Genomic DNA, 15,013 nt, shown 5'->3' with positions numbered 1-15,013 from the left:
TATGGACGAGACCAAGTTCAAAGAAACTAAGGAATTTTTTTGGACTAAACACGCGATTGCTAAAATGTTTTTTTACGGCCTCGCGTCGAGCAGGGTGAAAAAGATTTTTCGCGCTCCGGATCGGACAGAAGAGGGGATTGCGCCGGGAACAGTGGCCATGATGCAAAAAGTTGGAAAAGGCAAAAGACAAACGGAAATTTGGGTAATGTGGCAGAAGGAAAAAGACGGACAGAAAAAAATTATTGCCGCCTGGCGATATCCGGGGATTAGTCCGGTGAAAGAGATTCCTATCCCCCCGGAGATTTTAGAAGAGTTAAAAAATAAATAAATTTAAAAATTCGGATTTTTAAAGGTTCGAATTTTTTATAAAAAATACCCGAGCCGATGGAGAGTTATCCTAAACTCAGTCAATCGGTTCGGGTGAAGTCGCTACTCTACGGTTGCGACCATCTCGATCGCGGTCAGCTCGCCGCACTCGGGGCAGCGGAAGCGATTTGGAGCCCCAATGCCGAAATTCTGGCAAGTCGCGCGTCGGCAGGTGCCGACGATTGCCGGCGTGCCATGCGTGACAAGGAAGGGCTCTTCCGTGACCTTGGCTTCCCAGCCCGGCGGCAGTGTTTCCTGGACTCTCGTGGCTCTCTGTTTGGCGATGGCTTCGGTCATGGGGAATCCGTCCGGCTTGGTGAACAGAAACGCTTCGCTGACGATGTCCATGAGTTCTGGCGTCTTTGGATCGGATGATGGGCGGCGAATCGTGAGGCGATACAGTCTGGGAGTCTCCGGTCGCGCTGATTGGGCCATAAAATACCTCCTTTTCCTCGCCTCATCTTGGCATTGTTTTTTTATTTTGTCAAGAGCTGGCACAATGGTATTTTGGTAAAAAATTTAGTATAATTATAAGAAGTAATTTTAATTTAATTTTATGTTTAAAAAAATATTTTTTCTTGCGGTAGCTCTGGCAGTTTTTTTATTTTCCGGTAGTCAAGTTTCAGCCCAAGAAGAAAAATGGTGGGATTTTGAAAAGTGGTCGGTAGACATAAATGTAAATGAAGATAGCACTTTTATAGTCCGCGAAACGCAGATTTTTAATTTTCATGGAAATTTTCATTGGACACAAAGATTTATTCCTAAAAATAGGGTGCGGGCGATAAGTGATATAAAAGTTTTTGATGAAAATGGCCAAGAAATTGTTCCACCAGAAGTGGAAATTACCGAAGATATAAATCAGGTTAATATTAAATTAAGTTTTGATTTAACGGATACCTCGATGACGCGAATTTTTGAATATAGGGTGTCCGGTGGGCTTGGATATTTTGAAGATTATGATGAACTTTATTGGAACGCAGTTTCTGAAAATCGGGATGTGGCGATTGGGGAAGTAGAAGTCACGGTTCACTTGCCCGAAGCGTCTAATATCAGCGCTCTAAAGCAGGCGCTTTACACCGGAGCGGCTGGTAGTCGCGAATTTTCCGGAACATATCAAATTGTTGACGGTAAAACTTTTAAATTTTTTGGAAATAACATTCTTCCCTACGAAAATTTTACAATTGTCGCCGGCTGGCCAAAAGGAATTGTTTTTTCCGCCGGTGTTTTAAAAATCAATTCCGATCCTGCGGGCGCGGAAGTAATTTTAGACGGACAGAAAACCGGTCTTCGCACGCCGGCTGTGCTTGAAGAAAACTATGAGATTTCTCTTGGTGAACATAAAATTTCCGTGGAAAAATTTGGCTTTGAACCCGAAGGTGATGGCGAAAAAATGGTGAAGATGGAAACGGGAAAAGTTGTAACATCAGATTTTAAACTGGAAAAGACAACCTGGTTTTATGTTTTAGATAAATTAAGTTATCTCCTCCCGATTTTATTTGGCATTTTTCTTTTTAAGAAATATAAAAACGCGCCAAAACTAAAAAAGACAATTATTGCCCAATACGATCCGCCAGCGAAATTATTGCCGGCCGAAATGGGCGGACTTGTTTACAACAGCGTTCGTTCTAAAGATTTTACGGCTACGCTTATTGATTTGGCTTACCGCGGTTATTTAAAAATTGTTGAACGAGAAGAAAAAACTTTATGGATAAAAAGTAAAAAATATTCGCTCGTGAAGAAAAAAGAATTTTCGAGTGACTCCAGTCTTTCCGATTATGAAGCAGATTTTTTAAAAGCGATTTTTGGAACGGCCGAAACAATTGAGCTCGGCGACTTAAAAACAAAATCATCGTTTAGGGGGACGATTACTAAATTACCAAAAGAAATTTTAGAAAAATTAGTTAAAGAAAAAGAATATTTCAGATCCATGCCGATTGCTCGTGAGACAAGTTTTATTGTGGCACTTGCCGTGGCCGCTATTTTTATTCCCATAGTCACGGCCTTACTCCCAAATTTTTCATTTTCTATTTTAGCCGCGATTTTAATTTCATTGGGTTTGTGGGTTATTTATTTAATTATTAAACCCCCGCCGCTCACGGAAAAGGGGATTGAAGCAAAATGGCACGCACTCGGCTTCAAGGAATATTTGCAAGTGGCGGAAAGATTCCGGCTCGGGGCTTGCACGCCGGAAACTTTTGAAAAATATTTATCTTATGCCATGGTTTTTGGTGTGGAAGGAAAATGGGCGGAGAGGTTTGCTGATATTTATAAAGCGCAGCCAGATTGGTACGAAAGTTCGACGCCGCTTAGCGGATTTAATAGTGTTATTTTTGTTAACTCTATTTCAGGAATGAAAACAAGCGTTGGCGCAGCTGTGAATTATAGTAATCCTTCTAGCTCGTCCGGTTTTGGCGGAGGTGGGGGAGCCGGCGGCGGAGGCGGCGGCGGATCAAGCGCCGGATAAAAGTCGGTTAGCTTTATTTGCGAGCTGTTGCTCAAAGTCGGATTTGAGGTTAAAATTATTGTAGAGCTAGAAAAAATAAAATTTTATGAAAAAGAAGCTCTTAATATTTGCTAGTATTATTTTGCTAATTGCTGCTGCAGCGATGCTTTTTGGTTATATTGGGGGAATGAAAGAGGCGAGCGCTGATTTAAAAGACGCGGTTCAGGAAGCAAAAAAAGTTGAAGCAAAAGAGACGACTGTAAAAATATTTTTTGGGAATAAAAATTTAAATCAAAATCAGGCCGATTGCAAGGCAGTTTTTCCGATAGAGCGGACTGTCCCGAACGATCTTATTGTGAAACGTAGGGCATTTGAAGAAATTTTATTTGGTCCAAGTGCTACCGAGATAGAACAAGGATATTATTCAGCCATACCGAGCAAAGAAGAAATGATAAATTATCGCGAACAAAAGAAAGGGGAAACGGGCCAGGCGCCGTACATTGGAGACGAGATAAAAATCCATAGCGTAAAGATTATGATTGGCATGGCTTATGTTGATTTTTCTCCAGAGATATTTGTTTTAGCCGCGGATAATTGTCGGGCTCAAATGTTTCGAGCGCAACTTTCCCAAACCGCGAAACAATTTCCTAAAGTTGGTGGCGCAATCATTACTGTGGGCGGCGTGGAGAACGCGCTCTAAAAATTATTTGTAAGAAGATGAAAAAATATTCGTGTGCACGTTGTGGAAAGGGAAAAACGCGATACCGTACGCCGTCGCCTTTTAAAGTAATGTCGGCCGAGCGTGCAAAGAGAGACAAAATTTATGTCAAAAAGAAAATTTAGCCGCAGTGTTAAAAAATTTATTCGTGGGGAGAAAGCCCGCATACGTCGGGAGGGTTATGATCCGACAGAACAAAAAAGATTATTTGAGGAACTTTATAAACAATTCACAAAATAAATAAATGAAAACATTAATAGTTTCTCTCGGCGGATCAGTTATCGTGCCAGACGAAGTGGACACGATTTTTTTAAAAAATTTTCGTCGGGCGATTTTGGATTTTATTAAAAATGGCGGGCGGGCGGTAATAGTGGCCGGCGGAGGAGGGACAAATAAAAAATATAACGCGGCGGCGAAAAAATTAGCAAAGATTAAAAACGTTGATTTAGATTGGCTTGGTATTGCCGCGACAAAATTGAACGCAGAGTTAGTGAGGGTGATTTTTAGCGAGGCCGCGTATGAAAAAGTGGCTATTAATCCGACAGAGAAAATTAAAACTAATAAAAAAATAATAATTGCTTCTGGCTGGTTGCCGGGGTGTTCGTCAGACAAAGACGCGATTTTGTGGGCAAAAAATTTTGGTGCGAAACAAGTAATAAATTTAACCAATACGGATTACGTTTATGATAAAAATCCTAAAAAGTTTAAAAACGCCAGGCCTATCAAAAATCTAAAATGGGCAGAGTACAGGAAAATGGTCGGGAGTAAATGGATTCCGCGCATGCACGCGCCGTTTGATCCAATTGCTTCGCGTTTTGCGGAAAAATGGGGAATGGAAGTTGTAATTATGAAAGCAAATCATTTAGATAACTTTAGAAAATTTTTAAAGGGAGAAAAGTTTAAGGGAAGCGTGATAAAATAAATTTAATTTTTTGTGAAAGCCGAGCGCCAAGACGCTTGACTTTTTTGTTTAAACAGACAATAATAAAATGTTCGCCGGAATGGGTTCGGCGACGAGCTGTCCTTCGGTTTATTCCGGTTATGGCCAAAGCGCTGTCTCCGGAACTGCCGCGGGATGGAAGGAGAAAAAAGATGGGAGACCTTTTCGATCTTGGCCACGTGGCCCAACTGCACGAGATCCAGACGGCGCGTTTGAGAAACAGCGAGCCGGGCATCGGCCATGAGCTCGATTTTCCGAGTTTCGAGAAGTACCTCGCGACCATTCCCAAGATTCCTCCGCAGCTTCGTCTTCCGGACAAGGATTTTCCGCTCCTCGTGCTCGTGGAGTCGCGGCTGCCGCTCAAGAGGCTCTGCGCTTGCGGCAACATCGACTTCGACGGCAGCGACAAAACCTTCGAATTGTGGAACGCTCTGCACAGTAATCCAGAAGTTCCCTTTTGGATTCGGATGCAGGATGGCCGTCAAAACCGGAACCGTTCGGTGGTCGACTGTCGCCACAACTTCGCAAAGAACGAACTCGGCCTCACGGTGCTCGAAGCCGTTTCGGCCTACATCCAGTACCCCGAGGTTGTGAGCGACACCACGCGCCGCGACGGCCACGTCATGGACCTGCCGGGTTCCGTTCGTCGTAAGCAGCGCGAGGATGTGGCCTGTCTTCGTGTGATCAGCGGTCGGACCGTGCTTGATTGGCGCTGGGGCGGTAGCGCTCTTCCGAATCACGGTTCGGCCTCCTGCCGGAAGTTCTAGGCTCGGGATTCGCTCGGTCTAGGACGCCCGTCTCTGCCCGTCATTCACTCTGGATGGCGGGCTTTTTTATTAGAAAGTCCTGTGGACAAATTAAACTTGACAGGTTTTGGGGGATGTTGTAGTATAAATAAATTACCAAAGACAGCAGGCGTCCCGCTTAGGCGGGGCTTAATTTCCTGCCGAGGTAAAAACCGTGATTTTTCGGTTTTTCATTCGTGTTCTGTGGTAATCCCACAGTTTTTTATTTATATAATTTCTTATCAATATGCCTAAAACTAAAGAACAAAAGAAACAAACTCTCGCGGAGCTGGAAGACAATTTTAAAAAAAGTAAAGCCGCGGTTTTTGTTAATTTTCAAGGATTAAATGTCAAAGACGTGACTGCCCTTCGGAATATTTTGCGTAAAGAAAAAATTGAATACGAGGTCGCGAAAAAAACACTTTTGAAGCTTGCCGTGGAAAAAACCGGTCAAGAAGGAGTTGATCCAAAAAGTTTTGATGGCAATATTGCCGTAGTTTTTGGTTTTGAAGACGAAGTGATGCCGGCAAAAGTTTTGAACCAATTTGGGGCAACTCATGAAGCGTTAAAAATTATCGGCGGAACATTGGAAAATAAATTTATTGACGCCGCTAAAGTTATGGAACTTGCCAATATTCCGGGCAAACAGGAACTTTTGGCAAAATTAGTCGGTAGCATCAATTCACCGGTTTCCGGATTTGTAAATGTTTTGGCGGGAAATTTACGCGGTTTGGTCCAAGTCTTGAAAGCAGCGTCCGAGAAAAAAACGGCTTAAAAAATAATTTAATTAAATAATAATTTAAAAAATTATATGGCAGATGAAACAAAAGAAGTGCAAGTGCCGGAAAAATTTAAGGCGCTTGTCGAGCAGATTGAGAAATTATCAGTTTTGGATTTAGCCGAACTGGTAAAAGTTTTGGAAGAGAAGTTTGGAGTTTCCGCCGCTGCGCCAGTAATGGCCGTGGCCGCAGGAGCCCCAGCCGCGGGAGCAGCCCCGGCTGAAGAACAAACCGTTTTCAACGTGGAATTGACTGATTCCGGCGCCAATAAAATCGGCGTGATTAAAGCGGTTCGCGAATTGACCCAGATGGGTTTGAAAGACGCGAAAGACTTGGTTGATGGCGCACCGAAAGTCGTGAAAGAAGGCGTAGGCAAAGCCGAAGCGGAAGAGATGAAAAAGAAATTAGAAACCGCTGGCGCCAAAGTTACCTTAAAGTAACAAAAAGACTTCGTGTTATCTGCGCTCGCTCGGAAATGAAATATAATTTCATTTCCCTCGCTCGCTTGATAATTAAAAACACCCGCCCAATCGGCGGGTGTTTTTTTATACCATTTATTTATTGCAAATGAGTAGCGGTAATTTCGTAAACAAAATCGCCGGAAAGCAAATAGATTTTCTTTTCTTTTTCTCTGACTGCTAAATTTTTTAAATTATCAAATTTTTCTGAAAAATATTGGATGATCAATTTTCCTTGTTTGTCCAAAACAATAAGACGTTTAGCTTGCGGCTCTAAAACATAGAGGAATGAAGATTCGGTCGAAGTCCAGATTTTTATTTCAGAAGAAAGAGTAGGATCAACTTCAACTGAAAATTCTGTTTGTTGGCCGTTGGCAAATTCTAAAATTTTTCCGTCTGTCGTTCCAAGATAAATAGCGCCGTCGATGGCTAGGCTTTTAGCTTTGCTAATATCTACTGTTTCGCGAAGCCAGTTTGTGCCGCCGCCAAATCCCGTCGGGGTCGCTAAATGTTTGAAAATTTGTCCGTCGCGCGGATCCAAAACATAAAGTTTTTGGTTATAAACCGCGAGATCTTGGATTTCTGTTTCATTGCTTGCCATTACCACTTCAAGCTCTTTTAAAATATCTTCTTTCAAGTCAAGTTTAAAGAATTTTTCCCCCGATTCATAAAGAAAAGCCGAATCATCTTTTTCCATAAAAACGATCTGGAAATTAAGACCGGAAACGCTTTTATTCGCTACTTCATTATTTTGTAAATTTATTTTGTAAATAACCGAAGCTGAGCGATCAAAAGCATAAATATTATTATTAGTGACGATAAAATTCTCCACTGCCGCGTCGGGATTAAAACTCGGGAAATTAGCTACCGCAACGGGATTTTCAATTTTTTCGACATGCCTTAATTTTTCTCGAAGTTTTTCTGTTTCCGCGAGGAGATTTTGGTAGGCCTTTTTTTCATCTTTTGTTTTTTGTGGAAAAGCGGATAAAAGCGCGTCGATTTCAGTTAAGACAGTTCTCGCTCCAGTTTCGTCGTTGTAAATTAAGCTGGCTTCGGCAGAACTTTTTTTATTTTGGACAACCTCAACTTTTTCTTGAAGCGCCTTTGTGGCAACATCTTTTTGATATTTAAAATAAAGAAAAGCGGTGCTGCCGACAAAAAGAGTGACGCAAATTACGGCAAAAACCAGAAGGGTTTTGGAAAGTTTGGGAAGTTTTTCTGTTTTGGGTAAAATAGCTGACCAGCTTTTTTGGAAACTTTCGGCGGCGTTTGCAAAGGCCGTCTTCCTTTGCCCCTTCCAGTTTGTGATTGAATAGAAAATAATTTTAAGGAGATTGAAGAGAAATGAAAAAATTATTCTGATCAAAAAGTAAGGAATGCGAAGGATTGCCAAAAGAATGAGAGAAATTGATCTAAAAAATTTATTGATGCTTGTTGGGGGATGGAACTGGGAAGAATAATATTCAAGCCGGGCGTTAGATTTTATTTCATTTTTTCTAAAAATATTTTTCAGGCCGCCGAGGAATGAGAAAAATCCGCCGCCGATATTTAAACCAAGTGACGGAGTTAACATTTTTTCCGTGTCGGCTGCGGTTTTGAGCAAGCCATCCATAGAATTTTGCGGAGAAGTCGTTTCCCTGTTGTCGGAGCTCGCGGCCGGGGCGGGGGATAAAGTTGCTTTTATTACCGGAAGTTCTGTCCGGAGTTTTATAACCATGAAAGCAAAAGATGTTCCGGGGTTAGCTGTTTCTCCGAGCAAATTTTTTAAGGTTTCTTTCGCCGCTTCCGGAGTTGCCGCGGAAACGGTTTTACAAATTTTTTCTAAAGAAAAATAATCCAAGATACTCTCAGTTGTAAAAAAGAGATAATCATTCGCGCCGATTTTTCCGCTGACAATATTGGTGAAGAGGCTAAGTTTGCTTGATCGCGCTTCTTTGCCCGTGGCGGTTTCCGTGATGTCCATGATTCGGAAATTTCCCTGCTTTACTTCATAAATTAAAAATGGTAGCATTTTTCCCCGGCCCGCGAGATGAAGATTTTTTTCATCTAAAAAGGAGAGTATGGCATTTATTTTCGGCAAGCCGTCCGTCTCTTCATCAAGAAAAGCGGCCGAAGATTTATTGCTTACCAACTCCAGATAACGGTAGTTTGTTTTTTGGATAAAATTTTCAAAAATTTCCTCGGGCGTTTTTTGTCCCGGTTTTCCAAAACTTCCCGCCGCGGCCTCCTTGATTTCGCTGATTAAAACATCGAGAAAAGATAATGATTTTTTGCTCGACGGCGCTTCAATTTCAATCATGCCGAAAATTTGGCCGGAAGCCCGCCTTGGCGCGGCCGTCTCCGGCTTATCTAACGCAGCTTCTTCTTTTTCAGGCAAATCAAAAACAAAACTCTTGGAAATGGACTTTCCGTTTCCAGAGTCAGTGATTAATTGGCTATATTCAATTCTAGACATTTGGTTTAATGGCTTTTCTTTTTGGCTTTTATGTATTATAATAAGTATAATGTTTTTTAGGATTAAAGTAAAGATTATAGGGGTAATCTATGGCGACTAAAAAAAGACATCAAAACAGCCGCAGTTCCGGCCTTGAACAACTATTTGGTTCAAAGACCAGGGTCAAATTATTAAAGTTATTTTTGAACAGCGCGGAGAAGATGTTTTTCGTGAGAGAAATCGCGAGAGCGATCAATTCTCAAATTAATTCCGTCCGTCGAGAGCTTTTAAATTTAAAAGATTTGGGAATAATTTTAGAGGTGGAAGCCCCGAAGGAAAGTTATCTGGTTCCCAAAGTCGATAGTCAAAAAAAATTTTCCGGAAAATTTAAAAAAGTTAAAAATAAGGACGTCGTAAAGAAATTTTTTCAGGCAAACAGCGGTTTTATTTTATTTCCGGAACTTAAAGCATTACTCTTAAAAGCGGATTTTTTGTTGGAAAAGAATTTTGTTAAAGCCGTTAGCCGTGCCGGGAGCGTGGATTATTTGGTTTTAGCCGGTCAGTTTGTCGGCATGCCAGGTATTTCCGTGGACTTGCTTTTGGTGGGCCGGTTTAATCGGCGGAAGGTGGCTTGCTTAATTAAAGGTTTCGAAAAAGATTTTGGTCGGGAAATTAATTATACCCTGATGAGCCGCCAGGAATTTAAATATCGCAAAGATATTACGGACAAGTTTTTATATAATATTTTAGAAGGTAAAAAAATCGTGATGGTAAATAATTTAGGAGTGAAATAATTTTACCGCGCGAACGTTTATTATGATTATGCCCAACGGAGCAAAAAATTTATTTTTCGTGTTAGGTGCCGGACTTTTATTAATATTACCGGTTAATTTTGTTCATGCCGCGGGGGTTTCGGAAGTAAAAATTTTTAATACAACGAATTTCACCCCGGAGAAGGGATTTTTTATTTCTTTTTCAAAAATGGACGAAGCGCCGAGTATGGCGATGGTTGATTTGGGCGGGGACGGGGTAAACGAAATCGTGGTTGGCGCGCCGTTTGGTAAAAAACCAGAAGTAAAAATTTATCGGGAGGATGGATCGCTCGTAAATTCCTTTTTGGCTTATGATGAAAAATTTTTAGGAGGCGTCACGGTTGGCGCCGGAGATTTTGACGGAGACGGCAAGGGTGAGATTATAACCGCACCGGCCGAAGGTGCGGCGGCGGAAATAAAAATTTTTGACGGTTATGGCCAAATGGAAATTTCCCAAAGCTTTTTTGCTTTTGATAAAAATTTGGAATTTGGCGCGAATCTCGCCGCCGGGGATTTGGATAATGATGGACAGGATGAAATTATCGTGGGCAGCGGGCCCGGGCAAGAGCCGGAAATAAAAGTTTTTAATAATTTAGGCGTGGCTTTGTTCAAAATTAATCCGACAGGCATAAATAAATGGAGCGGCGTTCGGGTGGCGGCGGGAAATATTTTGGCTGGCGAGGAAGAAGAAGTTGTTGTCGCGCCGGGATGGGGGAGCGTTCCTGAAGTTCAAATTTTTAATTCAGATGGAGAATTTGTTAAAAGATTTTTGGCTTATGGAAAAAGTTTCCGCGGAGGAGTGAACGTCTCTCTGGGCAATGTGGACGAAGATAGCCAGGAAGAAATTATTTTGGGCGCGGGGTTTACGGGCGGGCCGCATATCAGAATTTTTGACGGTGAAGGAAATTTAGAAAATCAATTTTTTTCTTTTGATAAAAATTCGCGAAGCGGGACGCTTGTCGGAGTAGGGAAGTTTGCCGATGGAGAAAATAAGATTGTGGCCATGCCCAATAAAACCGAACCGAGTGGCAGGGCGGATTTATATAAATATATTGAAATTGATATCAGCGAGCAAAAGCTTAAATTTTTTGAAAACGGTTTTAAGCTTGGAGAATATCTAGTTTCCACCGGCACGACAAAAATGCCGACCCCGCTCGGAACTTTTAAAATTTTATCCAAATCAGAGGTGGCGTATTCCAACGCGTATTCACTTTATATGCCGCATTTTATGTTGTTCACCAAGGGTGGCGCGGGCATCCACGGCTTGCCATATTGGAAGAGCGGCAGTAAGTTTGTTTATGAAGGAGTAAATCATCTAGGAAAAAGGGTTTCGCATGGCTGCGTACGGCTCGCGCTTTCCAACGCGGAAATAGTTTTTGAATGGGCTGAGAAAGGCACGCCTGTTATTGTGCATCAATAATGAAATTAAAAAATAAAAAAATATTATTAGGAATTAATACGGCGGTTCTAGGCGAAGCAACTGTTTTTTTGTTTGACGGAAAAAAAATTAAAAAAGAGGCAACAAAAGAAACAAAAGATAAATTGCTTTTTTTGATTGATAAAATTTTTAAGAAAAATAAAAAAGAGGTGGGGAAAATCGGGGGAATCGCCGTGGTCTCCGGTCCGGGATCTTTTACGGCGGTGCGCGGCGGCGTGGTCGCGGCGAATCTTCTGGGAAGTTTGCTTAAAATTCCGGTTATTGGATTAAAACAGGAGGAATTTAAAAGTGAAATTGAATTTTTAAGAATAGGTTATGAAAAAATGATTAAAGGCGAAGGAGAGAAAATCGTTTTGCCGACTTACGGCAAGGAGCCAAATATCACCAAGCCCAAGAAGTGGAAGTTGTAGCTTGGCGCCAGTTATCCACAAGCTTAATTTGAAATATAGAAATCCACTTATACACAGCAGTGGATTTTTTGTTTTATTTAAAAGGAAAATAATTCGTTGACAGAGTGGTTGACAAGTTGGGAAAAGTGGAGTAAAATGGAAGTATAAGATATGAAAGTGGATAAAAGTGGGGATAGACATGGTTCTTTGTGGATAACTCGGAGTTGCTTTGAGCCAAAGGATCCTGAGGAAAACCTTCAGAATTCCTTAATCAAAAGTTCAAATAACAGCTCCGCGGCTAATTGGCCAAGACATTACGCGCCAATTCCACTTTAACCAAAAAAAATTAGTACCCAAAACCCACCGTCCTCCACTTTTGTTTCTTTCACAAAATATTATGTTTATCGGAGAATACAATCACCCCATACGAAGTTTAAGCGGGGCGATGTAGCTAGCAGGGCAATGAGCGCAAGATGGTTATTTAAAAATTTTCTCGCCTGAAACCTTTACTTCGTACGGGGCGGGACTCGGCAAAATCACGTAAAATTTTTCAAACAGCATAAAACTACTTTCATGTTTATCGGAGAATACAATCACACAATAGACGAGAAGGGAAGACTGGCCGTGCCGGTTAAGTTTAGAAATAAACTTTCTAAAGGCGCAGTTGTGACTCGGGGTTTAGACAACTGCCTTTTTTTGTACACGGGAGCTGAATGGAAAATCTTGGCGGAAAAATTAGCCAAGCTGCCGATCAGCCGCGCCAACACTCGCGCCTTTTCCAGATTAATGCTCGCCGGCGCGATGGACGTTTCTTTAGACAAACAGGGAAGAGTAGTCTTGCCTGATTATTTAAGGAAGTATGCCGGCCTTGGAAAAAACGCTATCGTCGCCGGACTTTACAATCGTTTGGAAATTTGGGATGAAGTAAAATGGAATACTTACAAGAGCGGCACGGAAAAAACAAGCGGTGACATCGCCGAACAGTTAGGGGAGCTCGGGGTTTAATATGGAAAAAAAATCCGAGCACATACCAGTCCTTTTAAATGAGGTCATAAAATTTCTTGATCCAAAACCAAACCAAAATTTTCTGGATTGTACTTTAGGCGCCGGCGGACATACGATAGAAATTTTAAAACGCATTTCGCCGAATGGAAAAGTTCTGGGAATTGATATGGATATGCGGGCGATTCTTGTCGCCAAGCAAAAAGCTTTGAAGGCGGGAATCGGGGACACGAGGTTAGTTGCCGTCAGAGGTAATTACAGAGATTTAAAGGACATAGTCCTTCAAAATAATTTTAAAAATATTTCCGGCATCTTGATTGACCTCGGATTTTCTTCCATGGAAATCGCGGATCCGAAAAAAGGTTTTTCTTTTCAAATCGACGCGCCGCTCGATATGCGCTATGGCGAAGAGGGGATGACGGCAACGGATATTTTAAACCATTCTCGCGAAGAGGAATTAGAAAGAATTTTCAAAGAATACGGCGAAGAAAAATTTTCCGGAAGAATTGCCAGGAGAATTTGCGAAATTAGAAAAAATAATCCAATAGACACGACTTTTAAACTGGTGAACGCGATTGCTGAAGTGATCCCGAAAAAGTTTCAGTTTGGCCGAATCCATTTTGCCACGAAAGTTTTTCAGGCTCTTCGCATTGCTGTAAACCACGAACTTGAAAATTTAACCGAAGTTTTGCCGCAAGCGATTCAAATTCTTCCGCCGGGCGGCCGGCTCGCGATAATTTCCTTCCATTCCTTGGAAGACAGAATCGTCAAACAATATTTTAAAAAAGAATCAATTGACTGCGTTTGTCCAAAAAGCATTCCAGTCTGCACCTGCGGCCACAAAGCGATTTTAAAAATTTTAAATAAAAAACCAATAGTACCCAGTGAGGAGGAGGCAACCCAAAATCCCAGGTCTCGGAGCGCGAAACTTCGAGCCGTTGAGAAATTGAAGTAGCCGAAAATCAAAATATGTCAAAATTCTTGGCGCTGATCCAAAACAAAAACAAAAAAGAAAGGCTTGAAGCCAAACCGCGTGTTTGGTACAAGATTTTTTCTAATGTTAAAACTATAAATATAGCCCTCGTTGTTTTGATTTGTTTATTCGGCGTGCTCTATCTCGCCCAAATTAATAGCATGGCAGTAAAGGGCTTTGCCATAAAAGATTTGGAAGATAAACAAGCCGCGCTTAAAGAAAATATCAGGAAGATTGAGTTTCAAGTGGCGGAAATGCAATCAACGGCTAAGATTCAGGAGAGAATCAATAGTTTGAGCATGGTTGGCGTGGCGAAAGTTGATTACGCGAAAACGAGCGGCACGGTCGCCGTTAAATAATGTGTAATGTTATCTCCTGAGCGAGCACAGCGAGTCGAAGGATTTCATTATTTATAAAAAAATATTTCGCAGTTTTTCCGGAGGTAGTGTCGAAGAATTAACCCTTTGGCAAACTCTGATAAAAACTGCGAGCTAACGGCTTCTTCTTACCTTTGTTCAAGGATGAAGAAGCTGTTTTTGATATCGCGAAAACGCAAAATTAGCAAAGGCGCAAAAATCCCCTCGCCCCTTGGGGGAGAGGGTTAGGGTGAGGGGTTCAAATGGCGGGCTTTATTGTCCGGGATAAATAGGGTATGATTAAAATATACCAACATTTACAACTATGAAATTTTCTAAGAAAAGTAAATTTTTAAAGCCTTGTAATAAGATTTTTGGCTATATATATTCTTTATTTTATTATGATTTTTCTATACGCAGAGTCATAGAGTTTGCTTTTCCAATAATAATAGTTTTACTTTTCATAGTAGATAAATTCTTTTTGGAGATATATAACATAAAATATTATATAATTTTTATTTTTATTGCATGGGCAGGATTAGCGCTTATTGGATTTTTTATCCCCTTCGTGAAAGAAAATATGTTAATATTGCACCCCAGTAATAGTCCTGAAATTAATAAATTTCCAGATGGGCCGGGAGGCATTCCAATAGAAATAATAATTAAGGCAAGGGGAGGATTTATTGCTGGCAGAAAAATAAGAATAAAGGCATCCGTAAAAAAGTTCGATGAAATTGACACTCTGTCCGTGTTTAAAGATTCGTTTGATGAATTTTCATTGGCATGGTTCAACTCTTTCAAATATCCAATTGAGCTCGGCGAACGCATGGGAGTTCAAAGTGCAGGTGGAGTAGAAATAAAGCCAGGAAAATTGAATGGTAGGGCTACGATAATTTTCAATAGCCGGGGGGAGTATAGCTTTAAATCCCTTTATAGGTTTAGGGGCGAAATGAAAATGCATTCTGGAAATTATGGTACTACTAACGACGAATTTGTAAAAAAGATAAATATTTCGCCAAGTGAAAACTATATTACTCTACGCAATTTTTCAATAAACTATAGTCTAATGCTAATTGTATTACTTTTAACGATTATTCAGTTGAAGATCTTAGATTAAAAA

The 15,013-nt window shown here is 41.1% G+C and carries 17 protein-coding genes and 1 other annotated feature; of the genes, 16 read left to right on the top strand and 1 reads right to left on the bottom strand.

What is annotated here, in order from left to right; genetic code table 11:
- Window position 1: 1 nt before the first annotated feature.
- The 9 genes from WC445_02150 to rplL all read left to right on the top strand — a co-directional run bounded on the left by WC445_02150 (window position 2) and on the right by rplL (window position 6,471).
- Window positions 2-328, top strand: a complete 327-nt coding sequence (locus WC445_02150; GenBank protein ID MFA5128750.1) for a hypothetical protein — start codon at window positions 2-4, stop codon at window positions 326-328.
- Window positions 329-505: 177 nt separating this feature from the next.
- A complete protein-coding gene (locus WC445_02145) occupies window positions 506-880 on the top strand; it encodes a hypothetical protein (protein MFA5128749.1) in 375 nt (124 codons plus the stop codon).
- Window positions 881-922: 42 nt separating this feature from the next.
- Window positions 923-2,830: a DUF2207 domain-containing protein gene (locus WC445_02140; protein ID MFA5128748.1), complete on the top strand. Its 1,908-nt coding sequence runs from the start codon at window positions 923-925 to the stop codon at window positions 2,828-2,830.
- An 85-nt stretch (window positions 2,831-2,915) separates the two neighbouring features.
- Window positions 2,916-3,509: a GerMN domain-containing protein gene (locus WC445_02135; protein MFA5128747.1), complete on the top strand. Its 594-nt coding sequence runs from the start codon at window positions 2,916-2,918 to the stop codon at window positions 3,507-3,509.
- Between the two features lie 123 nt (window positions 3,510-3,632).
- Window positions 3,633-3,767 (top strand): hypothetical protein, encoded by a 135-nt coding sequence (locus WC445_02130; GenBank protein MFA5128746.1) that lies wholly within the window; start codon window positions 3,633-3,635, stop codon window positions 3,765-3,767.
- Between the two features lie 4 nt (window positions 3,768-3,771).
- Window positions 3,772-4,449, top strand: coding sequence for a UMP kinase (pyrH, locus tag WC445_02125; protein MFA5128745.1), 678 nt, complete (start codon window positions 3,772-3,774; stop codon window positions 4,447-4,449).
- 119 nt (window positions 4,450-4,568) lie between these two features.
- Window positions 4,569-5,234, top strand: coding sequence for a hypothetical protein (locus tag WC445_02120; GenBank protein MFA5128744.1), 666 nt, complete (start codon window positions 4,569-4,571; stop codon window positions 5,232-5,234).
- 117 nt (window positions 5,235-5,351) lie between these two features.
- Window positions 5,352-5,486 (top strand) — a sequence feature (ribosomal protein L10 leader region).
- A gap of 13 nt (window positions 5,487-5,499) precedes the next feature.
- Window positions 5,500-6,027 carry a 50S ribosomal protein L10 gene (gene rplJ / locus WC445_02115; GenBank protein MFA5128743.1) on the top strand — a complete coding sequence of 176 codons (528 nt, stop codon included), beginning with the start codon at window positions 5,500-5,502 and terminating at the stop codon, window positions 6,025-6,027.
- Between the two features lie 36 nt (window positions 6,028-6,063).
- Window positions 6,064-6,471: a 50S ribosomal protein L7/L12 gene (gene rplL / locus WC445_02110; protein ID MFA5128742.1), complete on the top strand. Its 408-nt coding sequence runs from the start codon at window positions 6,064-6,066 to the stop codon at window positions 6,469-6,471.
- Window positions 6,472-6,589: 118 nt separating this feature from the next.
- On the opposite strand, the gene WC445_02105 is transcribed toward rplL, so the two are convergent.
- A complete protein-coding gene (locus WC445_02105) occupies window positions 6,590-8,944 on the bottom strand; it encodes a hypothetical protein (GenBank protein MFA5128741.1) in 2,355 nt (784 codons plus the stop codon).
- Window positions 8,945-9,033: 89 nt separating this feature from the next.
- Between WC445_02105 and WC445_02100 the strand changes: the two genes are divergently transcribed.
- The 7 genes from WC445_02100 to WC445_02070 all read left to right on the top strand — a co-directional run bounded on the left by WC445_02100 (window position 9,034) and on the right by WC445_02070 (window position 15,010).
- A complete protein-coding gene (locus tag WC445_02100) occupies window positions 9,034-9,717 on the top strand; it encodes a hypothetical protein (GenBank protein ID MFA5128740.1) in 684 nt (227 codons plus the stop codon).
- Window positions 9,718-9,739: 22 nt separating this feature from the next.
- Window positions 9,740-11,155 (top strand): L,D-transpeptidase family protein, encoded by a 1,416-nt coding sequence (locus WC445_02095; protein ID MFA5128739.1) that lies wholly within the window; start codon window positions 9,740-9,742, stop codon window positions 11,153-11,155.
- Complete coding sequence (locus tag WC445_02090; GenBank protein ID MFA5128738.1) at window positions 11,155-11,583, top strand: hypothetical protein; 429 nt, start codon at window positions 11,155-11,157, stop codon at window positions 11,581-11,583. The genes WC445_02095 and WC445_02090 overlap by 1 nt, the downstream gene beginning before the upstream one ends.
- A gap of 552 nt (window positions 11,584-12,135) precedes the next feature.
- The gene (gene mraZ / locus WC445_02085; protein ID MFA5128737.1) at window positions 12,136-12,567 is read left to right on the top strand and encodes a division/cell wall cluster transcriptional repressor MraZ; all 432 of its coding nucleotides are present in this window, start codon (window positions 12,136-12,138) and stop codon (window positions 12,565-12,567) included.
- 1 nt (window position 12,568) lies between these two features.
- Window positions 12,569-13,519 carry a 16S rRNA (cytosine(1402)-N(4))-methyltransferase RsmH gene (gene rsmH, locus WC445_02080; GenBank protein MFA5128736.1) on the top strand — a complete coding sequence of 317 codons (951 nt, stop codon included), beginning with the start codon at window positions 12,569-12,571 and terminating at the stop codon, window positions 13,517-13,519.
- 14 nt (window positions 13,520-13,533) lie between these two features.
- On the top strand, window positions 13,534-13,896 hold the full coding sequence (locus WC445_02075) for a hypothetical protein (GenBank protein MFA5128735.1): 363 nt from the start codon (window positions 13,534-13,536) through the stop codon (window positions 13,894-13,896).
- Window positions 13,897-14,218: 322 nt separating this feature from the next.
- Complete coding sequence (locus tag WC445_02070) at window positions 14,219-15,010, top strand: hypothetical protein (protein MFA5128734.1); 792 nt, start codon at window positions 14,219-14,221, stop codon at window positions 15,008-15,010.
- The last annotated feature ends 3 nt before the right edge of the window (window positions 15,011-15,013 follow it).

It is taken from the genome of Patescibacteria group bacterium (assembly GCA_041650995.1).
Taxonomy (GTDB): domain Bacteria; phylum Patescibacteriota; class Patescibacteriia; order XYB2-FULL-38-15; family XYB2-FULL-38-15; genus JAHIRI01.
Note: the sequence above shows the minus strand (reverse complement) of the source record. Positions and strands in the feature narration are given on the sequence as shown.